A 22034-nucleotide genomic window follows, 5' to 3' on the forward strand; every position below is an offset into this window, starting at 1 on the left:
CGCTGACCGGTTCACCCCGCTCGACAGGTTAGCAATCGGACGGCGCTGCGGGTCTGGGTTCGATTCGCCCCGGCCACGCGGGTGAACCAGGGCATTCGTCACGGACCGGTGCATCGCGGCGACGCGTCCGCCCCGTTCACCACGTGCTCGACGGTCGGTGCCGACGACGACGGCTCGCCCGCGCCCGCAGCCGGCACAGCGGATGACCAGACCGATCGTCGATGTCGGCGACCGGCTCCTCCCGTCAACCGACCGTCGGGACCTCGGAGATCGCGCAGAATTCGGCATGGCGACCGCCCCGCCGCAGCGGCTCCTCGTGCTCGCCCTCCTCCACGATCCGACCCGGTCCAGGAACGCGGTCCGATCGGCTCGGCGCACCGCCTGCATGCGATGCGCCACCATCGCCACGGTCCGGCCGCCGACAGGCGTTCGACGCCTTCGTGAAGCGCGGCCTCGTGGTCGGGATCGACCGCGGAGATCACCTCGTCCAGCAGCACGAAGGGCACGTCCTTGAGCAGGACCTGCGCGATCGACACACGTTGACGCTCACCACCAGACGCCGGGCGCCGCCCTCCCGGCCGGCGTCGACCAGCCCGCGAGCAGCCCCGGTCGACGACCTCGTCCAGCCGTGCCGAGACCTCCGCCGCCGCGGCATCGTCGGCGTCCGGCCGGCCGGCGCGAACGTTCTCTTCGATCGTTCCGTCGAGGAGCCGGACGTCCTGCACGACGATGGCGGACTATGCCGTCAGCACGTCGGGGTCCATCGAACTCACGTCCACGCCACCTAGGCGGACCGCGCCGCCGTCCACGTCGGAAGAGCGCACGAGCAGGTGCGGCAGGCGTGCTCTTTCCCGCACCGGACGGGTCCGGTGCCGACGAGTCGCGTGCGGTCCGGACGAACAGCGACAGGCCGCCGAACACCATGCGGTCGCCGTGCCGAACACCGCCGAGTCGACCTCGAGGGCGTCGTCCTTCGGGCGCGGTGGCTCGTGAGTCGCGGGCAGCGGTTCGGTGCGCAGCACGGCGTCGAGCCGTGCCGGCTTGAAGCGAGCGTTGCGCAGACTGCCGGAGAGATCCGACGGCGACAACAGCGGACCCTCGTCGTGGTGCGCGGCCAGGCCGCGACTCGGCTGTCAACGCGGGTCTGCTGCTGCTTCGCCTACCCGGCGCAACTGTTCGGTGAGCGCGTCGACCTGCGCCTCGGCGCGTTCGGCGCGAGCCAGGGCGAGGGCACGCACCTCCTCGAACGCCCGCAGTCGTTCTTCGGCGGCCGCGCGTGCGTCCGCCGCCGCGCGCAGGAGGTCGGCACGCTGGTCGGCGGCCTCCGCGTGCAGTCGCTCGGCCTCGGTCGTCGCGAGTCGCCGAGCGTCGGCCAGCTCGGTGCGAACTCGTTCCACCTCGGTGCGGGCGTCGGCGGCCGTCTGCTCGGCCTGCCGGGCGGACGCCTCCGCCCGCTCCGCACGCACCACGGCCTGTTCCCGAGCGGCGCGTTCCTCCGCGACCTCCTCGGTGGCGACCCGCCTTGCCTCGGCGATCTCCTGGGCCGCGTCTCGCCGCGCCTGTTCGACGTCTCGAACGGAGGCCTCCCGGATGCCCTCTACTCGCTCGTCGGCGGCTCGTCGAATCCGGGCCGTCTCCACCTCGGCCTCGTTGCGGGCTGCCTCGACATCGGCGGCGGCCTGTCGGATCGCGGCCTCCATGCGTTCTCGGAGATCACGCAGCTCGTCCTGAGCGACCTCGGCGGCGCGTTCCGCCTTCTCCGCGGCGGCACCGGCGTCGTCGGCGGCGGCCATCGCCTCGGCACGGTCCTTCTCCGCGGCGCGACGGCGTCGCTCGGCCTCGGCGATACCCGACTCGGCCTCGGCGATCCTCCTGGTCGCGTCGGCCTGCGTCGCCTGGATCTGCTCCTCGGCGACTCCGGGATCGGCCAGCGTGTTCAACTCGGTCACGGCTTGCTGCATGGTCTTGCTGACCTGAGTGGCCAGCCCACGAAACTGGGTCAGGAGGTCGTCGGCCCGGATCTTCGCTGCGGTCACCGGTCCAGACTGTTTCGTCACGGTGACGTTACTTGGGGTGCCGTTGCTCTCCTGGGAGAGGCGCTGCCGCTCCCGCCAGGCCCGCCACCGGGTGTGCTCGGTGAGGTCGCAGTACTCCGACGGCCTGCCCGGGCCCGCTCCCCGATGCACCGCGCGCTCACAGCCGGGATAGTTGCAGGTGTTCGTCTTGGCTGCCGCCTCGCTCGACGTCGCCGCCGCGGCCTCGGGGAGTTCCTGCGTGGTCATGAGGCGTGAGCCTAGTATTCGTCAGGGACGGAGGTTCCTCGCGAAACGCGCGTGGCGCCTCTTCCGTGGTGGTGAATCGGCTGCCAGGAGACGACGCTCCTGCGGTGGCCGCCGCGGTCGCGGTTCGCACGGTCTCCTCCTTTCACCTCCCGACAGGCACGTCACCGCCCAAGCCGGTCCGAAGTGGATGGACAGCTGTTCCGCATGGCCTGCGGCCCGGGTAGCATCCCTGCCGATGACCATGCACGCGCCCCGATCAAACCCGTCGGGCCGCGTCGGGCCGATGCCGACGGATGCAGTGAGCTGGGTCGGGCGGAAGGTGCGGCTACGTCGCATCGTGCCTGCGGATCGCCGGACCCTGGCGGGATTCGATCGAGATTCGGCCCGTAGCACCGCCTCCCGCATCGGCGGATACCGACACTGGGCTGAGCATCGCACCGCGCCGTCCGATTCGGGCGACGATCTCCGCTTCGCGATCGAGACCCTGCATGGTCGAATGCTGGTCGGATCCATCTCGGCGACCCAGACCGACGCCACGTCGAGTCGGTTCAGTTACGGCATCGGCATCGGCCCCGCCCATCGTCGCTGTGGTTACGCGGGTGACGCCATCACCGTGTTGCTGCGCTTCATGTTCGGCAGGCGTCGCTACCAGAAGTGCGAGGTCAGCATCTACGGCGGCAACCTCGCCTCCCTGTCGCTGCACAGCAGCCTCGGCTTCCGCGAGGAGGGCAGACCTCGGGACACCGAACTGCTGCCCGGCGAAGTGAAGTATCCGGCGTTGATGGGCATCACGGCCCACGAGTTCGCCGCCCGCCATGGCGATGGCGCGCCATCCTCACCGTGGGATCGACCCCGACGCGGCCGACATTCGCGGACGCGGCGACGCGGCCGACACTGGCGCGACCAGGATCCACGCTGATGTTCGGCCGCGCCGTTCTCGACGCCTCCCGTCTCCTCGACCGGCCCACAGGCGGCACGGGCCGGCTCTCTTCTGAGACGGCGACGGTGATCACCGCGGTGGAACCGCGAGCCTCCCGCCCCGTTTCACAGACGGTGCAGAACCGTGCCGGGCCGCCGACTGCCGCGCGGTCACCGTACGGAGCCGTGCCACCGCCACTCCGCCGTGCGTGGCAGGCCGGGAAGCGCCGCCCGCCCCGTGCACCACAGCAGCGTGTCGAACGGGCGATGACCGACCGGGGCGTCGGGAAAGAGGCGGGCCAGGACGGCGGCACTCACGTCGTCGGCCGGAGCCCAGGAGACGCCGAGTGCGCGGGTGACGTCGTAGGTGTGGACGATCAATTCGGTGATCCCCATGGCGGCGAAACCGGTGACATCGGAGTGGCCCCACGGATGCCAGGCCCGGACGTCCACGGCCGTGTCGCGCACGGCGGTCCCCAGGAAGGACGCGGCGATGCGGAGACCCTCCAGACAGGCGGTGATGGAGGCCTCGGGATCGAGAGAGGCGAAAAGGGTGATGTAACGATCCTGAGGGCGGGCGAGGAGAAGACCTGCGTAACCGATCAGTCCGAGGGCCAGGTGATCCAGCGTCTCGCGGCAGCTCCAGTCCAGCCCGTGGGCCTGCCTCGACCAGTCCCCGGCGGCTCCCTCCTGGAGAGCGTGCAGGCAGTCGTCGGTGGCGTAGGCGAGTAGTTCCGTCCAGGTCCGATCGGAGGTCGGCGGTGCCTCAGCGACAGCGGCGGTGCCGGTCGATGCCTCGGTCATCGGCGCACCGGATTCCGCAGGGTCTCGATCACGCTGGCGTAGCTCGCGGAGCCATGGCCTGCGGCACTGGCTCGTTCCATGATGGTCTTCAGGAGTTCCGGCAGCGCGTTGTCGATGCCGCGTGACGCCGCGGCGTGCAGGAGATGGTCGATTGCTGCGATCTGCACGTCGACGGTGGCGTCGTCGCCGGGATAGCGGCCCGCGTCGACCTGGGTCGCGTAGGCGGTCATGAAGCCGGTCACGGCGCTCAGCCAGCGGATCGCGACGGGCGTGAAGGTCGTGGCCGCCGTCTTCTCCGCTCCGACCAGCGCGGTGCCGTGCAGCCAGCCCGTCATGGTGGACCACATCAGGCCGAGCAGAGCCGAGTCGTACAGGCAGGCCAGGCCGGGGTCCGTGCCCAGGTACAGCGGGTCGCCCAGGGCCGCCAGCGTCGGCCGGTGGGCTTCGAAGGTGGCGGGTGCACCGCTGTAGAAGAACATCATCTCCGGGTTGCCGACCCCCGGCGGGGTGGTCAGGATCGCGCCGTCGAGGTAGTCGACGCCGTGCGCGCGGGCCCAGCTGTCGGCCTCGTGGGCCTGCTCGGGGGAACCGGAGGTGAGGTTGACCAACGTCTTGCCTGCCAGGGAGTCCACGACGGGATCGAGTACGGCATGCAGCGCGTCGTAGTCGAGTACGCAGACGATGATCAACTCGCTCGCGGCGATCGCCTCCGCCTGCGTCGCGGCGGGCCGGGCGCCTCGATCGAGAAGCGGCTGCGTCTTGTGCGTCGAGCGATTCCACACCGTGGTCGTGTGGCCCGCAGCCAGCAATACGGTGGCCAGCGCCGAGCCCATCGAGCCCAATCCGATGACGGTCACGGCCGGGGGGCGGAGATTCATGCTCTCTCAACTCTCTGTCTGTCCGCAGGTGGTGTTGATCAGGTGTGCATCACCTTCGCAGCGTGCGGCGGACGGAGACAGTGACACCGATGACGACAACCACCAAATTTTTGCCATACGCTGCGAGGCATGAACGCCGGTTCTGTCGCCGTGGTCGTGACCGAGGAGATCGGGGTCCCCTCGTGGGGCCTGTACGAGCTGAGCATTCCCTGCACCGTCTTCGGGGTCCCCCAGCCCGATCTGGCCGATCCCTGGTACGACCTGCGGTTGTGCGGCACGAGGGACGCCTCTCCACCCGCTCCTGCAAAGGAGACCGGACTGTCCCTGCGGACCGGCCATGGGCTCGCCGACCTCGCGTCCGCGGACACGGTGCTGGTGCCCTCAGTGCCCGATGCCTGTGTCGACGAGGGCGCACCGATGCCACGAGCGCTGATCACCGCTCTGCGTGACGCCTATGACGCGGGCGCCCGCATGGTCTCGCTGTGCACCGGCGCGTTCGCACTGGCCGAGGCGGGGCTGCTCGACGGCCGCCGTGCCACCGCCCATTGGACGCACACGGGCCAACTGGCCGCGCGTTACCCGAAGGTGCAGGTGGACGACTCCGTGCTGTACGTGGACGACGGTGATGTGCTCACCAGCGCAGGCCTGACCGCCGGACTCGATCTCTGCCTCCATCTGGTCCGCCGCGACCTGGGATCCCATGTCGCCAATCAGCTGGCCAAGCGCATGGTGGTGCCCGCTCACCGGCCCGGCGGCCAGGCGCAGTTCATCGATCTGCCCGTGCCTGCCACCGACGACAGGAGCCTGGGGCCCGTACTGGACTGGGCCAGGGCGAACCTGGGCCGGCCGCTGACGATCGAGGACCTGGCGCGGCGGGCCGCGGTGAGCCCGCGCACGCTCTACCGTCGCATCCAGGCCGCCACCGGGGCTACGCCGCTGCAATGGCTCCTCGATCAGCGTCTGCGACGAGCCCAGGGCCTGCTGGAATCGACAAGCCTGTCGGTCGACAGGATCGGGCAGTTGACCGGTCTCGGCACGGCGAACAATCTCCGGCACCATTTCCTCAAACGGTTCGGCGTGTCGCCGAGCGACTACCGACGGGCGTTCCCCCGGGCATAGCGGCACCCGACTGTCTCGGCACCGAGCTGCACACCAGACCGCATCGAAATCCCAGGTCACCGCCCTCCTCATGCCCCGTCCGCGAGCTCGACGATCAGCGAGGCCTCACGTGTCCCCTGCCGAGGGCTGCCCGCCTTCGTCACTGCCATGCTGCCCCGCCGATGCCGCTGACCAGCGACGCCGGGTGATCCCGAGGGTGCCCGACGACGCTTCCGAGCCAGCGTCTCGTCAGTCGCGCGGCCTCGGAGTGTGGTGCCGTCCGCCAAGCCGTGCCCGAACGCCGCCGCGGCGCTTGAGCCCGCCCGCACCACTGGGAGGTGTCGTCGTCGGAGCTTCCTCGCCGACCGCGGTGGCTGTGGCCCTCTGCCCCGAGACGCCACGAAAGGCGGATCTCCTGCCTCGTACATCGATGAGTGACCAGTCCGGCACTTCCGAGTCCACGAACCCCGAGGTGCGGGCGAATCGGTTGTTCCGTCGGCGACCCTCGCGGCGCGGCGGGGTGCGTGGCATGCGCGAGCCGGTGGGACCGACTTCGGGAGCCCTGCTCCGCCGCCGGCCGCATGACGCGGATTCGTACCGGGGCTCCGGTGACCGCGGCCCGACACAGGCGACCTCAGGCAGGCGACGCCGAGCGCGGGCCATGCCGAGTTCACTCCGCCGAGCTCACTCGGCCGTGTGGTCGAGGATCGCCTCGGCCAGCTCCTGATGAGTCTCCAGCGGCAGCGTGTGCCCCATGCCCGCCACGATCTTCAATCGCGCTCCCGGAACACGCTCGGCGATGATCGCACCGTGCCCCGGCTTGACCGGCTCGTGGCTGCCCTCGATGACCAACGTCGGCGCCTGCACCCGGTGAAGCACGCCCACCGGCTCGAACTCCGGGCCGGCCGCCGCGGCCAGCCGGTGGTTGGCCGCCGCCGACAGGTCGACGGCCCGGTCGTAGACACGTTCCTGCTGCCGACGCGCGGCGTCCTCGTCGAACGGCAGCCCGGTGCCGTGCAGCACACGCTGCTCGGCGATCATGTTGTCGATCAGCTCCCGGCGGTCCTGCGCGGGCGGGGCGGTCATCAGCGCGCGGAAGAACTCCACGAACTCCGGCCTCGGCGCGGGCAGAGACTCCTCGGGCTGTTCCTGACCCGTCAGCGCTCGCAGGAGCACCTGCCCCTCGCCACCGCCCAGCGGCGAGGAGGCGATGACGGTCAGGGATCGCACCCGCTCCGGCGCCTCCACGGCGATGCACTGGCCGAGCAGCCCGCCCGCCGAATGGCCCACCAGGTGAGCGCTGTCCAGACCGTGGGCCGCTAACACGCGATAGACGTCGTTCTTGATGTCCTCCCAGGTGTACGGCGCGGTCGCGAAGTCGACGGTGCCCGACCTGCCGGTGTCACGGTGGTCGTATCGGATCACTCGGCGGCCGCCGGCGGTCAGCCGGCCGACGAGCTCGTCCGGCCACAGGACGCCCTGTGACATCGACCCCATGATCAACAGGATCGGCGTGTCCTTCTCGGCACCGAACTCTTCACTCCAGATGGTCACCTCTCGCATGCCTCACAGCATGTCGCCTCCGGCTGCGGACGCCTTCTGTAGAACTACCAGCCGCGCCAGATCCGTACGGGAGCCGATGCCCAGCTTCGGGTAGATCTTGTACAGGTGGTACTCGACCGTGCGTGGACTCAGGAACAGCCGGGCGGCGATCTGCCTGCTCGACAACCCGTCGGCGACCAGACCCGCGATGCGCAGTTCCTGCGGGGTCAGCACGTCGAGCACGCTGGGGGGCGGGGCGTCGCCGTTCTCGCCTGCCGCCCGCAGCTCGTCCCGCGCGCGCCGCGCCCACGGCAGAGCGCCCGCCTGCTCGAAGACCTCCCACGCCGTCCGCAGGTGCGCTCGTGCCTGGCCGGGCCGCTGCGTGCGACGCAGACGCTCACCCAGCAGCAGCGCGGTCCTGGCCGCCTCGAACGGGTTGGTGTGCAGCCGCAGCGCCTCGACGAACGCCTCCTCAGCCGATGCGGCCAGACCTCGACAGCGGGCCAGCAGCGCGCGGGACTCGGCTGTCGCGGCGTGCTCGGTGGATCGCTCGTAGGCCGAGAACGCCACGCGGGCACCGGCCGCGTCGCCCGCGCCCACCGCGGCCTCCAGAAGATCCGGCATGGTTCGCCACGTGACGGTCGGGTGCCCCGCGCCCGGCCCGGCCGCCGCGACGGCTCGGAGACGTTCGTACGCCGACCCGTAGCGGCCCAGGCACAACTCGAGCATCCCCCGCGCGTACGCGGCCACTCCGGCGTGCAGCCCTACCCGGTGCGGCAGGGCGATGGCCAGTGCCTCGCGGGCCTGCCGTTCGCAGAGTTCTCCCTCACCGCGCAGCGCCGCCAGCACCGCCAGATTGGCCAGGTGCGCGGCCACCGTGTTCTCGTAGCCTGCCTCCCGTGCCAACGCCAGACCCTCCTCCGAGACGGCCTGGCTGCGCGCGAGCCGTCCGGCGATGCGGTCGCCGGTCGCCACGAACGCCAGCACGACGGGCAGCTGCCCGGCCATCCCCGACACCCTCGCCACGCGCCCGGCGCGCTCGGCCGTCTCGGCCGCCAGATCCGACTCGCCCAGGGCACTGGCCGCGGCCGTCGCCCACAGGTGGCCTGTCGCATCCGCCTGCTCGTCGGCCCGCGACAGTGCTCGTCGCAGCAGACGCGGCCCGGCGGCGTCGCCGTGCAGAGTCGCGCCGATCCCCACCAGCGTGTCCCGCAGGAATCCCTTCGGGTGCGCCGCCGCCCGACGGCCGAGTTCCACGATGGCCGCCGTGTCGCCGACGTAGGAGGCCGCCTCCACGGCGTCGGCCAGCATGTCCAGGCCGTCGCCCGCCGCCAGTATCCGCACGGCCTCTGCGGCGTTGCCCGAGTTCAACTCGAACCGGCCCCGCAGCCGGGCGATCTCCATCGCGAGAGCGTCGTCGTGTGTCCCCTCACGTGCCTCGGCAAGCAGCGATTCGGCCTGCCCCGGTCTGCCGGCGAGCCACGCCGCCACGGCGGCGTCCTTACGTCGGACGGCGCGGTCGCGCGGATCGGGGGTCAGATCGGCGGCTCTGGCCAGGGCGGTGGCGGCGGCGCCGTATCCGCCGCGGTCACGAGCCCGTTCGGCGGCGTCGGCCAGCGCCGCGGCGACCGGCTCCGCTTGGCCCAGGGCGGCTCCGGCCAGGTGCCACGCTCTCCCGTCGCCCGTGGTCAGCTCCGCCACGGCGGCGTGCATGCGGCGGATCTCGGCGGGGGCGGCGGCCTCGTGAACCGCGGATCGCATGAGCGGGTGACGGAAGTGCACTTCGGTGCCCGACGCCTGGATCAACCCGCGCTCCTCCAGTTCGGCGAAGGCTGCCGTCACCGCGTCCGAAGACGGCTCTGGCACCAGCCGCTCGGCGGCACTCAGGACCACTTTGAGGTCGCTCTCGACAGCGGTCAGGAGGGCGACCAGCCGGGCCGGAACCGACAACCCGGTCACTCGGTCGCCGAAGAGTCGGGCGCCGCCGGGCAGGGGGTCGGGCAGCGGGTCGCGGCCTGCGAGCTGCGCGGGCGTCAGCCGGGCGGCGATCTCGGTCAGGGCCAGCGGGTTGGCCCCGGTCAGCGTGATGACTTCTCGTCGCACCGGGCCGATCATCGACCCGTGTCGTGACTCGAGCAGCTCGGCCGCGGCGTCCTCGCGCAGGCCCCGCACGTTCACCGTCGACGGCACGCCGGTGACAGCGGCGTCGCCGCGGACGGCGAGCAACATCGCGATCCGCTCGGTGCCCAGTCGCCTGGCGGCGAACAGCAGCGAGTCGGCCGAGGCCCGGTCGATCCAGTGAAAGTCGTCGACCACACAGATCAGGCCCTCCTGCCCCGCAGCCTCGACCAGCGCCGACAGCACTCCCGCGCCGAGGAGGAAGCGGTCGCCGACGCCGTGGGCGGCGTGGCCCAAGGCCGCTCGCACCGCGTCACGCTGCGGCCCGGGCAGCGTGTCCAGCAGACCGGCCACCGGCCGCAGCAACTGGTGCAGCGCCGCGAACGCCAGGTCCGACTCGGACTCGACGCCGCAGGCTCGCAACACCCTCGTCGACTCGGCCCGCTCGACCACCGCGTCGAGCAGGGCGGTCTTGCCCGCGCCTGCCTCACCGCGAAGCACCACCGCCCCGCCGTAGCCTCGGCGGGCCCGTGCGATCACTTCGTCGAGGGCGCTGACCTCCGTAGACCTTCCATAGAGCACGGAGGACCACTGTAAAGGGGCTGCCATACCGGCGCGCTCGGCGGACGGACCGTCAGTGGGAGCCGGACCCGCACTCTGCGCTCGACGGCGGGGTGTGAGACCACGGGACTCCCCGGCTTCCGCGACCTTCCCGCGGGCCGTAGCGCGGCAGCGATCTCCCTCCGGCCTCGGCCCGCCGGCTCTCACCGTCTCCCATGACGGCGCGGCGCCGAGTGCGGCCGCCGGTGTCGTCCGGACCACGCGCGGGTCGGTGGACGGCGCACGAGCCGTCGCCGGCCGGACCTCAGTCACGTCGCCGGCCCGCACCCGTCGGGCCGTCCTGTCGACAGTCCGTCGCGGGTCGGACCCGTCCCGACACCCGAAAATCCTGACCACCGATAAGTGAACCTTATCGGCGGTCAGGATGAGTGACGGGGTGATCACCAGGCGTTCTCGACCCTTAATGTTTCGTTAGAAACGTTAGGAGCAAACGTAATGAAATGGAGTCAGGAAATCGGTCCGCCTTCTGCTGTCGACGTGCCTCCCGTCGCTGGAGAGAGGTCGACGACAGGAGCGACGGGTCGACACGCTTTCGCGCGCGGGCGACGCACGGAGAAGGGGCGGCTCGCGAGACCGGGCCGTCGCCGCGGTCATGCGGCCGCTTCGGCGAGTTCGTGTCGGGGCGGCATCGACGGACCTCTGCCGCGATCGCCGGCACATCGGCACAGGGAAAGGCCTTCGGCGCGATATCGAGGGGTACCGGGATGCCCCGGCGACTACTAGACATGACGAAACTCTGACGAAACCAAGGCGCTGGTCAGCGTCGACGGCCGACGCGAAGGCGGAGAAAGGCCTTCAGGTGGACCGGACCGGATTCGGGCGCCAGGGAGACGATCTCGAAGACGATGCAGCGAGCGGCTGAGCATCGGTTCGGCGCACCGATCAGGGGCCGCGCCGATCTGGAGCCGCCGGGTGCGGGCCAGTCGGCGGTTGACCGCCACGGTGCAGGTGGGTTCGGCACGGCGGGCGTCGGCGCGGCCACTCAGGGCGCGGATGACCAGGACGCGGACGGGACCGTCGCTTCCGGGCGCGGTGCCGAGACGGAAGGTCGGCGGTCAGATGGCGCCAGGCCGGGCAGCGGCCGGACCAGGGCTGATCTCGTCTCACCCGCCCCGCGCCCAGGCAGGGTCACGTACTCCGGAACAGCCGGTCCAGATGCACGTCGATCGCGGCGAGCGCGTCCTGGGTCTCGATCACGTCGAGTTCGATCAGGGAGGTGAAGCCGGTGAGCGCGAGGAGCAGGTTGGTCTCGATCGCCGGGTCACGGCCGGAGTCGATGTGTCCGTCGGCGATCGCCTGGTGGACCAGCCGCTCGACCAGGGCCCGCCCTTGGGCAAGGCCGCGGCGCGCCTGCTCGCGCACGGCCTCATCGTGCAGCGCCTCCAGGACGTAGGCGGCGCTCATCCGGCTCGTCGCCCGGGCATCGGCATGCAGCGGGAGCATCTCCGCGAGCGTCAGTCGCAGCACGGCACGGGGGTGCGGACGGTTGCCGAGCTCGGCCAGCCCCTGGTGTATGCGCACCGAGGTCTGCTCGGACGCGAAGTCCATGGCGAAGGAGAGCATGGCGGTCCGGGAGGCGAAGTAGTGCTGCAGCTGCCCGAGTGACATGCCCGCCTCCTGCGCCACCACGCGCATCGTCAGCTGTGTGACGCCGCGCTGCTCCACCACCCGCCACAGTGCGCGGGCGATCGCTTCGCGGCGTCGGCGGTGATCCACCTGTTTCGGCATCGCCGACCCTCCCCTTGTTCCAATACGGTTGACATAATACATCTGACCCATAATCCTGCGGTCCACGCGAGGGAAGGAAGCCGTCATGTCCGAGCAGCCGAAGGTACGGACCACGGAAGGCCTGGTGCAGGGGCGCAGGCGGCACGGGCACGCGGTGTTCCGCGGCATCCCCTACGCCCGGCCCCCGGTCGGAGCGCTCCGCTTCGCCGCGCCCGCGCCGCCGCACCGCTGGGAGGGGACGAGGCAGGCGATCGAGTTCGGCCCCGTGGTGCCGCTGTCCCTGCCGATCGACGTGCCCCCGCAGGGCACCGACTGGCTGACCCTCAACGTCGGCACCCCGGACCCCGGCGCGGCGGGCCTGCCGGTGCTGGTGTGGATCCCCGTGGGCGGCTACCTCTCGGCGGCGTCGAGCGACCCGATGTACGACCCGGCAGCGCTGGCTGAGGCGGGAGTCGTCGTGGTGACCGTCAACTGCCGCGTGGGCGCGGAGGGATTCGCCTTCCTCGACGACGCGCCGCCCAACCGCGGACTGCTCGACCAGATCGCGGCGCTGGAGTGGGTGCAGCGCAACATCGCCGCCTTCGGGGGCGACCCCGGCAAGGTCACCGTGGGCGGGGTGTCCGCCGGGGCGGGCTCGGTCGCCGCCCTGCTGACGATGACGTCCGCGCGCGGGCTGTTCCGGCGGGCCATCGCCCATTCGGTACCGGGGCTGCACAGCACCCCCGCGCTGGCGCGGCAGGTCACCGCCGCGTTCGCGGATCGGCTCGGCGCGGCGGCCCCCACCGCCGAAGCCCTGCGCGACATCGACCCATGGCGCCTGGCCGCCGAGCTCACCTCCTTCAACGCGGGCCTTCACGCGCACCGGGAGAGCTGGGGACGGCTCACGGATACCGGCACCGCGCTGTGCCCCGTCGTCGACGGCGAGGTCCTCCCGGAAACGCCCTGGCCCGCGCTGACCGGCGGGCGTGCGAGCGGGACCGAACTGCTCGTCGGCCACACCCGGGACGAATTCCGGTACTTCAGCGTCATGAGCGGGCGATACGGCACCTTCACCGAGGAGGACGCCCGCGCAGCCCTGGAACTGCACGCCCCGCGACCGGACGGCGCGCGGGCCTACCGTGCCGCGTTTCCGCAGGCAGGCCCGGAGGAGCTGGTGGAGACGGTGTACTCCGACGCCCTCTTCCGCATGCCGTCGCAGAAGCTGGCCGAGGCGAACGCCGTAGCAGGCGGCACCTCGTACCTGTTCGAACTGTGCTGGGTCGCCCCGGTCCTCGGCGGCATCCTGGGCGCCTGCCACAGCCTCGACGTGCCCTTGGCGTTCGGCACGCTGGACAGTCCCGTCGGCACCCAGCTCATCGGCGAGGATCCCACTTCCGAGGCCGTCGCGCTCTCCCGTGAACTCCACGAGGCCTGGGTCCGCTTCGTCACCACCGGCGACGCGGGCTGGCCCGCCCACCGGCCCGGTGGGCACCTCACCCGCGTCCTGGACGCCGAGTCGAAGACTTTGCCCTACCCCGAACAGGCATCCCGTCGGATCTGGGAAGGCCGCTCCCCCGCCCCCTTCGATCTCTCGTGACGTAGGTGAACCGCCCCAGGCCGTGCCGCCGACGACGGCGGTGTAGGAGGCAGGGGGACAGGAAGCCGCCGGCATCTCGACCATGCCGCGGCACAACGCCGCGCGCGATCGACGGCACGCGGGCCGGCCGGTGCCGACGCCGCCGCGCCAGGGGATGTACGGCTCCACGGCTGCCTCGCGAACGCCATGTCCGTCTGCTGTTCGAAAGCGCGGCCGTCGACGCGCTGTCCGATCGACTGCCTCAGGCCGTTCGGGGCGGTCGCCCCGCCGACTCCCTCACCTGCCGGACGGCCTCCTGGACACCTCCGGACCAGGGCGCGCCATGGCCTGGAAGCACCCACTTCGCCCTGACCTCGGCAAGGCGGTCGAGCGAGTGCAGCGCCTGTGTCGGATCGTCGGTGAACGGAGCGGCCTGCGGGCCGCTCCGGCCGGTCAGCACATGCCGTGTGGTGAGTGCGTCGCCGACGAAGAGCGCGTCGACCGCGGGCACCTGGACGGCGACGCTGCCCGGTGAGTGTCCGGGCAGGCCGAGAACGCGAGGAGCGCCGGGCAGTTCGAGGACGTCGCCGTCGTCGAACTCCACGACCTCGCGCGGATGGTCGGTCCGCAGGCCGCCTTTGCCTGCGGCGTACCAGAGGAAGCGGGCCATGGGGCCGATCCGGGCACCACTCCAGACCGGTCGGCTCGTCACCTCGCCGCGGGCGCGGGCGGCATCGGCGTGGTGGACGTAGATCGGTACGTCGTGCTCGCGGCGGAGGCGTTCGGCGAAACCCAGGTGGTCGGTGTCGCCGTGGGTCAGCACGACGCCGCGGACGTCGCGGAGAGAGCGGCCCAGCCCCGCGAGTTCCGCGGTCAACTCCCGCCAGTGCCCGGCCAGTCCGGCGTCCACGACGGTCACGCCGTCTTCGGTCACGACCAGGTACGCCGCGACGATGTCGTTGCCGATGCGGTGCAGCCCCTCATCGAGCCTCATGGCGTGCTCCTCCTTCATGAACCGCTAACATGGCTACGTTCGATAGCCATCATGGCTAGGATACATAGCTATGAGAGGAGACTCGTGCCGACACCCAGACGGACGTCTCAGGAGGAGATCGTCACGGTCGCCCGCGACATCCTGGAGCGACACGGACCCGCCCACCTGACGATGCAAGCCGTGGCCGAGCGCGTCGGTGTGCGGGCCCCCTCCCTGTACAAGCGAGTTCGCAACCGCGACGACCTGCTTCGACTTGCCACCGAGGCCACCATCCGCGATCTGAGCGAGGAACTGCACGCGATCGATGCCACCGGCGACCCCCGACGAGTGCTCGGTGATCTCGCCCGCACGATCCGCGCCTTCGCCCATGCCCGCCCGCACGGCTATCACCTGGTCTTCACGAACGCCTCCGCCGCGGCCCGGCCGGACCCCGCGCTGTTGGCCGAGGCGGCGGCCCCGGTACTGAACCTGGCCGCCGTCCTCGCCGGCCCCGAGCACGCCCTCGAAGCCGCACGCACCATCACGGCCTGGACGCACGGCTTCATCAGCATGGAGCTGGCCGGTGCGTTCAATCTGGGCGGCGACGTCGAGAGCGCGTATGAATTCGGCGTCGACCGCCTTGCCGACGCCCTCGCCCGATGAAGCCCGCCAGGGACGGGCTCGCCGACTCGCCCGCGAGAGTCGGCACCCGGCGACCTGACGCGATCCGCAGCCGCCTCTTCGATGGCGGGCCGCGGACCATGGCTACAGCTGGAAGCCCGCCGGGCCGCGCACGGTGGCGGCTGCGAGTTCCCTGACCCGGGCAGCGGAGGCGGGCACACCGGGAGACTGTTGAACCCAGGCCACGAACTCCATGGGAGTAAGGCCGGCAGGCGGCTGTCCCGTGTACGGGAGGGCGTACAGCGGGGTGTTGGGTCCGCTCAGCCAACTGTCGGCCAGGCTGCCGAGGTCGACCGTGTCGAAACCGAGGATGTCGAGAAACTCGGCCACCTCGCTCTTGGCGGCCGGATCGTCCCCGGACAGCGGCACCGCCGTCCGGTCGGGAGCTCCGGCCGGCCGGAACAGGTTCAACAGCTGCTTGGGACCGATGGAGTGCAATGCCTTGACCACACGGGATTGAGCGAGATGGCGCTGCACCAGTTCGCTGGACGTCAGCTCGTCGTCGTCGAGTTCGGGGACCCTCCACTCCGGCTTCGGAGCGTAGTTCATGGGATCGATCACGGTCTTGCCCGCCAGTTCGGCCCGAGGCAGCCGTTCGTGAGCGGCCAACGGCACAGACGCCAGGACCAGGTCTCCCGCCTCCGCCGCCTCGGCCGGGGTCGCCGCGCGAGCCCGCTCGCCGAGGTCGGCGACGAGGTCGGCCAACGTCGCCGGGCCGCGTGAGTTGCTCAGGACGACGGCCAGTCCTGCGTCGACGGCGCGGCGCGCGACACCGACGCCGACCATGCCGGTGCCGATGATGCCGAGGGTTGTCGTGCTCACTTCTTCTCCATTCGAGTATCACCGCATCGCGGCGTCCGACGGTCGGAACGCTGCGGCGGGTTCGTCCCCCATTCCAGCCGGGGTGATCTGCACGAACAATGCTCAGAACCACCCGGAAGCGATCACATCGTGTGATAGATCAGAAGAATGGAACTGAGGGCGTTGCAGTACTTCGTGACCGTCGCCGAGGAGCTGCACTTCGGGCGTGCGGCGCAACGGCTCCGTATCGTGCAGCCCGCGGTCAGCCAGCAGATCGCCCGGCTCGAACGCGAACTGGGCGTACGTCTGCTTGACCGCACCTCACGACGAGTGCGACTCACCTCGGCGGGCGATCGGGTGCTGTTGGCGGCCCGGGAGACCCTTGCTTCGGCAGCGCGGGTGCGAGTGGTCGCCGGAGAACCGGCCGCTGCTCTCCGGATCGGGGTGGCGTCCTGCGTGACCCGACGACTCGACGAGGCGATGACCCGCCTGTGTGACAGCGAACGCCCCACCCAGCCGGAACTAATCGATCTCCCGGTGACCGCGCGCCTGGACGCCGTTCGCGACGGCGAGCTTGACCTGGCACTGGTCCGGGGCGCGGTCGCATCGACATCGGTGACCGTGGCTCGTGCCTGGTCGGAGCCGCTGCACGCGGTGCTCGTCCGCGACCATCCCGCCGCCTGTGAGCCCGCGGTGAGACTGCACGACCTCGATCCGCGCGGCCTGCGGCTTCCCGTCCGCGACAGCGACCCTCCGATGTACGACGCGATCCTGGCCGCCCTGCCGGTGGCCCCGCTGAGGCCGCCCGCCGGGGACCTGCTCCAGGTGCTGTTCGAGGTGGGTCGGGACCCGGAAGGCTGGACGCTGGCGGCTGCGGAGCAGCTCGGCGGTTCGCATTCCGAACGCCTGCGCCAAGTACCCCTCGACCCCCCGCTGACCGTCGACGGCCACGTCGTCACCTCGCTGGCCACCCCCGAGTCCTGCGTGGCGTCGTATGTGGCGGCGTTCGCGGAGTGACCAGCGGCTGCCGTCCCCTGCACGCACGGATCGATTTCGGCGACCTCTGCGTGGGAGATCCGGTCTGAGGTCTGGCCGCCGCCTGGGTACTGCTGCCGGACGGCGCGGCCGACCGCCTGTACTCGGGCAACCAGCCGATCACGGACGTCGCGACAGTGCGTCGCGCCCGAGGCTGCGCGGTACGGCAGGCCCTCGTCTGTCTCCCCATCGGAGAGGCGTCCGCAGCCGCCCCGGCGGCACACCGACCTGGTCCCCGGCCCCGGCCCACGCCGCGACGCCTCATCGCCAAGGCCGGTTTCTGTTCAGTCGACGGCCCGTTCGCTCAGGTCGAAGTCACGGGGCAGGACCGCGTAGGGCGGCCACGGGAACGAGAAGCCCACGGGGTCAGCCGATCACCTGGTCTCCCACGGCGAGGAGGGTCATCGTGCGGCACGGAATCCGATGACGAAGGTCGGCCGGCGCGTCGTCGGTGATCGCGCTCGGCCCGTCAGACGAGGACGACGATGACAGTCAGCTCGCTGGCATGCCGGTGACCACGCCCCGTCAGAGCTCCGGCGATTCCGTCGAACAGCCTCGTCGGACCGAGGCCAGCCTGCGGCGCAGGTGCGCCCGCTCTGGTTCGGTGTGTGCCAGTTCGAGCGCTTCCCGGTACGCCGATGCGGCTTCGTCGCACCGATCGAGTCTGCGCAGCAGGTCGCCTCGGGCGGTCGGGTACGGGCCGTAGCCGCGCAGTCGAGGTTCGTCCGCCAGCGCGGCGAGCAGCCGCAGGCCGGCCTCGGGGCCGTCGCGCATGGCCACCGCCACCGCCCGGTTCACGGCCACGACCGGGGACGGCGTCAGTCGAAGCAGGACGTCGTAGAGGGCGACGATCTGCGGCCAGTCGGTGCAGTCGACATCCTGGGCCTCGACGTGCAGGGCGGCGATCGCGGCCTGCACGCCGTACGGTCCCGGCGGGCCGCCGGTCAGCGCGGTGACCGCCAGTTCCCGCCCCTCCTCGATCATCGTCCGGTCCCAGCGGGAGCGGTCCTGCTCATCAAGCAGCCGAATCTCCCCGTCGAGGCCGGTGCGGGCGTCGCGCCGCGCATGCGTCGACAACAGCAGCGCGAGGAGTCCGGCGATCTCCCGTTCGGCCGGGAGCAGGCGATACAGGATGCGGGTCAGTCGGAGCGCTTCCTCGGCGACGTCGAGACGCTGTAGGTTCGGGCCCGAGCTGGCGGCATAGCCCTCGGTGTAGAGGGAGTAGAGGACCTGGAGCACGCCGGGCAGGCGGTCCGGCAGTTCGTCGGGACCCGGTACCCGGAAGGGGATGCGGGCCTGCCGGATCTTCCGCTTCACACGCACGATCCGCTGGGCCATCGTGGCCGTCGGGATCAGGAAAGCCCGCGCGACCTCAGGCGTAGTGAGACCCGCCAGACACCGCAGGGTCAGGGCTCCACGATCCTCGGCGGACAGCGCCGGATGGGCGCAGGTGAAGAAGAGCTGCAACCGCTCGTCCGGAAGGTCGCCGTCGGCGTCCGCAGGCGGCGACGGGTCGGCTCGGTCCGCCTCCACCTGTAGGACCGCGAGCCTGGCGGCGTAGGCGGTGTCTCGCCGCAGTCGGTCGACGGCCTTGCGGCGCGCCGTCGTGAGCAGCCACGCTCCCGGCCTGCGGGGCACTCCGTCGGCCGGCCAGTGCACCAGCGCCGCCTCGACGGCCTCGGAGGCGACCTCTTCGGCCAGGTCGAGATCGCCGAAGCGGTGGACGAGAGCGGCGAGCAGCCTGCCGCGTTCCTCGCGGAACACCGCCTCGATCGAGGTGGCCGCCGAGGGTGAGGCACTGTCCGGGCACGTCGAGGGTCGCCCGTCGCGCAGGCCTTCGGCTGCTGCGTCGCTCTCGCCCATCGCCGTCAGTCGGTGCTGTCGCCGAAGTCGGCGATCGGCCGAACCACGACGGAGCCGCCGCCCCGCGAGCCGGGACAGCGGGCCGCCCAGTCGAGGGCGACGTCCAGGTTCGGCACGTCGATGACCTCGTACCCGCCGAGGACCTCCCGGGTCTCGGCGAACGGTCCGTCGGTGACGTTGCGCTCGCCCGCGGCGTCGACCCGGACCGTCGTGGCGGTGGTCAGGTCCGCGAGCGAGTGACCGCCGACCAGGACGCCGGCGTCGCGCATCGCCTTCTCGTGCTCGATCCAGTCCTGCGGCGTGCACTGGCTGGCCGCGTCGACCGAGGCCGCGTAGATCAACAGCATGTACTTCACGATCTGTCTCCTGTCGTGGTCTGGCACGGCGGGGCCGCCGTACTGGATGACGACGGACGGGGGATCGTCATATCGACCGAGGTCTCCAGAATTTTTTCGCCGCCGTGGTCGAACCGGCGGCGACGGGCCGGGCCGCCCCTCCGCGCCAGAGCGCCCCAGCCGTCATCGTGCCTGGTCGGTGGACTGCCCGTCGTGGCGGGTCGGCGCGGGCGGTCATGACGGCCGCGACGCGGATCTCGGCGAGGCAGTCGGCGGGCGGGGCGCCGTGCTGTCGTGGCGGTGTCGAGTTCGGTCAACCGCCGCTCGGGCACGCCGCACCCCCCGCGCCGGCCGGCCCCCCGGCGCGCAGGCCGCCGAAGAACTGCCGGAGGTCGGCCACCAGGTTCTCGGGGTCGGCCATGGCGACCATGTGACTGGGGCTGGTGTGATTCGACCAGCGGACGATGGTGTTGCCGCGTTCGGCGATCCGCCGGAAGGCCGTGGGCCCACCGTGGGACACGCCGGTCGGGACGACGGTCTGATCGATCGGCATCCCGGCGGCGTCCTCGAAGTAGGTCCATGCCGAGGACGCCGCGGTGCCGGTGAACCAGTACAGACTCACGGTGGTGAGGAACTGATCGCGGTCGAGACAGGCGACCGGGGTGGTGCCCTCGGCAGGCCAGCCGTCGAACTCGGTGAACCGTTCGAGGAGGTAGGCGAGCTGGGCGGCCGGGGAGTCGTGGAGTCCGTAGGCGAGGGTCTGCGGGCGACGCGCCAGATAACGCGCGTAGCCGCTGCCCGTCTCGCCGAACAGGTCACCGAGCCAGGCGATCTGGTCGCGTTCCTCCTCGGTGAGTTCCTCGATCTCGGCGGAATCGCCGGTGGGCATGCCGAGGCCGCCGGTCAGGTGAACGCCGATCAGGTGCTCCGGGTCGGCGAGCGCCAGTTCCGCCGAGACCAGCGCGCCGACGTCGTTGCCGTGGGCACCGTAACGGCGGTAGCCCAGTCGGCTCATCAGCGCCGACCAGGCGCGGGCGACACGGGCGGCGCTCCAGGGTTCGTCGTCGGCCGGTTCGGGGAAGGGGGAGAAGGCGAAGCCGGGCAGGGACGGCGCCACCACGGTGACTGCCCGCGCGGGGTCGCCGCCGTGGGCGCGGGGGTCGGTGAGGGGTCCGAGGATCGTCAGGAACTCGGCGACCGAGTTCGGCCAGCTGTGCGTGAGGATCACCGGCAGCGCGTCGGGTTCCGGCGAGACCACGTGGAGGAAGTGCACCTCCTGTCCGTCGATCTCGGTGCGGAACTGTGGGAAGCGGTTCAGCTCCGCCTCGTGCCGACGCCAGTCGTAGTCGGTGCGCCAGTGCTCGGCCAGTTCGCGGAGGTGATCGACCGGAATCCCCCGGCTCCACTCGGCGCCGGGCAGGCGGGCCGGCCAGCGTGTTCTGGTCAGCCGATCACGCAGGTCGGCGAGGTCGGCTTCGGGGACGTCGATGTGGAACGGGCGGATCTCGGCACTCATGCGTCGGTCTCGTCTCGTCGGCGGGCGGCCCGGCCGGGAGCCAGGACGAGCGGTGTCGTTCTCGGCTCCCGGTGCGCTGAGGGTCAGCGCCGGCGAGACGCTAACGGCCGTATAGGTCCGTTCCCGTCCTATACGTACCGGCTCGACGCCGTGCGGACGCCGCGACCGATCACGCGGTCGCCGGGCCCGGCGTCCCGACCCCGGATACGCGCCGACGACACGGCATTCCGAACCGTTCGAGCCGCGTCAGCCCACCGCCCGCCGGACCAGCTCGGTGATCGTCTTCTCGGCGGCGTCGCTCAGCTCGGTCACCGCGTAGGAGGTGGGCCACAGACCGTCGCCGCCGTCGAGCCGCGCCTCCGGAGTGAAGCCGAAGGTCGAGTAGCGCTCCTTGTCGACGTCTCCGCTGCGGAAGAAGCACACGACCTTCCCCTTGCGCGCATAGGCGGGCTGGCCGTACCACAGCTTCGGACCCAGCTCGGGCGCGTTGGTGGTGACGATGGCGTGGATGCGTTCGGCGGCGGCACGGTCGGGCATCGCCATCTCCGCGATCTTCGACAGTACGTCGAGTTCCTCGGCGGCCGCCTTGCCGCCACGTCCGCGACTCGCCTCCGTCTTCAGTTCGGCGGCGCGCTCCCGCATGGCGGCGCGTTCTTCCTCGGAGAAGCCGTTGGTGCTCATCGCTGTCGCTCCCTGCTCGCGATCGGAGGTGTAGTGCCGTCGACGTTAGGAGTACTTCGGGCGTCGGCGCTTCTCGATTCCTGACCGACGTCGGCGGTGGCGACGCGAGACCGGTCAGGAATCGAGAAGCCCGTGGCGGGTGCCACTGCCTAGCGTGCTGATCGTGAACGTCACCATTCATCACGTCTTCCTCCCGCACACCGACGCTGAGGCCGCGATCGGCTTCTACCGCGACGTGCTGGGTTTCGAGGTCCGCGACGACGTCGGCTACGACGGCATGCGCTGGATCACCGTCGGACCGGTCGGTGAGGAGGGCACGTCCATCGTGCTGCATCCGCCTGCCGTGGACCCCGGCATCACCGAGGCGGAGCGACGCACCATCGTCGAGCTCATCGCCAAGGGCGTCCATGCCTCGGTCACGCTGGCCACCGGTAACCTCGACGGCCTCTTCGACCGCCTCCAGGCCGCCGGAGCAGACGTCGTCCAGGAACCCGCCGACCAGGGTTACGGCATTCGTGACTGCGCCTTCCGTGATCCCGCGGGCAACCTGCTCCGCATCGATCAGCTCGCCTGAACGAGCAGTTCCGGCCGAGCGGCCTCCCGCC

19 protein-coding genes are annotated in these 22034 nt (G+C 71.2%); 6 read left to right on the plus strand and 13 right to left on the minus strand.

The genetic code is table 11. From position 1 onward, the window contains the following. Positions 1–98 precede the first annotated feature (98 nt). Positions 99–725, minus strand: a complete 627-nt coding sequence (locus AHOG_RS30510) for an ATP-binding cassette domain-containing protein (protein ID WP_184451107.1) — start codon at positions 723–725, stop codon at positions 99–101. 408 nt (positions 726–1133) lie between these two features. Continuing rightward, positions 1134–2282, minus strand: coding sequence for a coiled-coil domain-containing protein (locus tag AHOG_RS14235; protein ID WP_093941785.1), 1149 nt, complete (start codon positions 2280–2282; stop codon positions 1134–1136). Positions 2283–2565: 283 nt separating this feature from the next. Here AHOG_RS14235 and AHOG_RS14240 point away from each other — a divergent pair, with 283 nt between their 5' ends. After that, on the plus strand, positions 2566–3201 hold the full coding sequence (locus AHOG_RS14240) for a GNAT family N-acetyltransferase (RefSeq protein ID WP_093941786.1): 636 nt from the start codon (positions 2566–2568) through the stop codon (positions 3199–3201). Between the two features lie 170 nt (positions 3202–3371). Here the strand turns inward: AHOG_RS14240 and AHOG_RS14245 are convergent, their stop codons facing one another. After that, positions 3372–4004: a DinB family protein gene (locus AHOG_RS14245; protein WP_093941787.1), complete on the minus strand. Its 633-nt coding sequence runs from the start codon at positions 4002–4004 to the stop codon at positions 3372–3374. After that, a complete protein-coding gene (locus tag AHOG_RS14250; protein WP_093941788.1) occupies positions 4001–4882 on the minus strand; it encodes an NAD(P)-dependent oxidoreductase in 882 nt (293 codons plus the stop codon). The genes AHOG_RS14245 and AHOG_RS14250 overlap by 4 nt, the downstream gene beginning before the upstream one ends. 129 nt (positions 4883–5011) lie before the next feature. Between AHOG_RS14250 and AHOG_RS14255 the strand changes: the two genes are divergently transcribed. Next, the gene (locus AHOG_RS14255; RefSeq protein WP_093941789.1) at positions 5012–6001 is read left to right on the plus strand and encodes a GlxA family transcriptional regulator; all 990 of its coding nucleotides are present in this window, start codon (positions 5012–5014) and stop codon (positions 5999–6001) included. A gap of 663 nt (positions 6002–6664) precedes the next feature. Here AHOG_RS14255 and AHOG_RS14260 read toward each other — a convergent pair. The 3 genes from AHOG_RS14260 to AHOG_RS14270 all read right to left on the minus strand — a co-directional run bounded on the left by AHOG_RS14260 (position 6665) and on the right by AHOG_RS14270 (position 12031). Next, positions 6665–7543: an alpha/beta fold hydrolase gene (locus AHOG_RS14260; RefSeq protein WP_093941790.1), complete on the minus strand. Its 879-nt coding sequence runs from the start codon at positions 7541–7543 to the stop codon at positions 6665–6667. A 3-nt stretch (positions 7544–7546) separates the two neighbouring features. Continuing rightward, entirely contained in the window at positions 7547–10222 is a 2676-nt protein-coding gene (locus AHOG_RS14265) for a helix-turn-helix transcriptional regulator (RefSeq protein WP_093941791.1), read from the minus strand. A gap of 1167 nt (positions 10223–11389) precedes the next feature. Next, complete coding sequence (locus AHOG_RS14270) at positions 11390–12031, minus strand: TetR/AcrR family transcriptional regulator (RefSeq protein WP_245856785.1); 642 nt, start codon at positions 12029–12031, stop codon at positions 11390–11392. A gap of 43 nt (positions 12032–12074) precedes the next feature. Between AHOG_RS14270 and AHOG_RS14275 the strand changes: the two genes are divergently transcribed. Continuing rightward, positions 12075–13565: a carboxylesterase/lipase family protein gene (locus AHOG_RS14275; protein WP_093941793.1), complete on the plus strand. Its 1491-nt coding sequence runs from the start codon at positions 12075–12077 to the stop codon at positions 13563–13565. Between the two features lie 241 nt (positions 13566–13806). On the opposite strand, the gene AHOG_RS14280 is transcribed toward AHOG_RS14275, so the two are convergent. Next, the gene (locus AHOG_RS14280) at positions 13807–14538 is read right to left on the minus strand and encodes an MBL fold metallo-hydrolase (RefSeq protein ID WP_093944460.1); all 732 of its coding nucleotides are present in this window, start codon (positions 14536–14538) and stop codon (positions 13807–13809) included. A gap of 84 nt (positions 14539–14622) precedes the next feature. Between AHOG_RS14280 and AHOG_RS14285 the strand changes: the two genes are divergently transcribed. After that, positions 14623–15180, plus strand: a complete 558-nt coding sequence (locus AHOG_RS14285) for a TetR/AcrR family transcriptional regulator (RefSeq protein WP_093941794.1) — start codon at positions 14623–14625, stop codon at positions 15178–15180. Positions 15181–15282: 102 nt separating this feature from the next. Here AHOG_RS14285 and AHOG_RS14290 read toward each other — a convergent pair whose 3' ends face one another. Next, on the minus strand, positions 15283–16020 hold the full coding sequence (locus AHOG_RS14290; RefSeq protein WP_093941795.1) for an NADPH-dependent F420 reductase: 738 nt from the start codon (positions 16018–16020) through the stop codon (positions 15283–15285). A 147-nt stretch (positions 16021–16167) separates the two neighbouring features. On the opposite strand from AHOG_RS14290, the gene AHOG_RS14295 reads away from it, so the two are divergent. Next, positions 16168–17016: a LysR family transcriptional regulator gene (locus AHOG_RS14295; RefSeq protein ID WP_093941796.1), complete on the plus strand. Its 849-nt coding sequence runs from the start codon at positions 16168–16170 to the stop codon at positions 17014–17016. A gap of 543 nt (positions 17017–17559) precedes the next feature. Here AHOG_RS14295 and AHOG_RS14300 read toward each other — a convergent pair. From AHOG_RS14300 to AHOG_RS14315, 4 genes are all read right to left on the minus strand, one after another. After that, complete coding sequence (locus AHOG_RS14300) at positions 17560–18897, minus strand: RNA polymerase sigma factor (RefSeq protein ID WP_093941797.1); 1338 nt, start codon at positions 18895–18897, stop codon at positions 17560–17562. Between the two features lie 5 nt (positions 18898–18902). Continuing rightward, positions 18903–19253, minus strand: a complete 351-nt coding sequence (locus AHOG_RS14305) for a YciI family protein (RefSeq protein ID WP_093941798.1) — start codon at positions 19251–19253, stop codon at positions 18903–18905. 292 nt (positions 19254–19545) lie between these two features. Further along, positions 19546–20748: an epoxide hydrolase family protein gene (locus AHOG_RS14310; RefSeq protein WP_093941799.1), complete on the minus strand. Its 1203-nt coding sequence runs from the start codon at positions 20746–20748 to the stop codon at positions 19546–19548. A 246-nt stretch (positions 20749–20994) separates the two neighbouring features. Further along, positions 20995–21429, minus strand: a complete 435-nt coding sequence (locus AHOG_RS14315) for a DUF1801 domain-containing protein (RefSeq protein ID WP_093941800.1) — start codon at positions 21427–21429, stop codon at positions 20995–20997. A 163-nt stretch (positions 21430–21592) separates the two neighbouring features. Between AHOG_RS14315 and AHOG_RS14320 the strand changes: the two genes are divergently transcribed. Then, positions 21593–22003, plus strand: coding sequence for a VOC family protein (locus AHOG_RS14320; protein ID WP_093944461.1), 411 nt, complete (start codon positions 21593–21595; stop codon positions 22001–22003). The last annotated feature ends 31 nt before the right edge of the window (positions 22004–22034 follow it).

It is taken from the genome of Actinoalloteichus hoggarensis, from assembly GCF_002234535.1.
Classification (GTDB): Bacteria; Actinomycetota; Actinomycetes; order Mycobacteriales; family Pseudonocardiaceae; genus Actinoalloteichus_A; species Actinoalloteichus_A hoggarensis.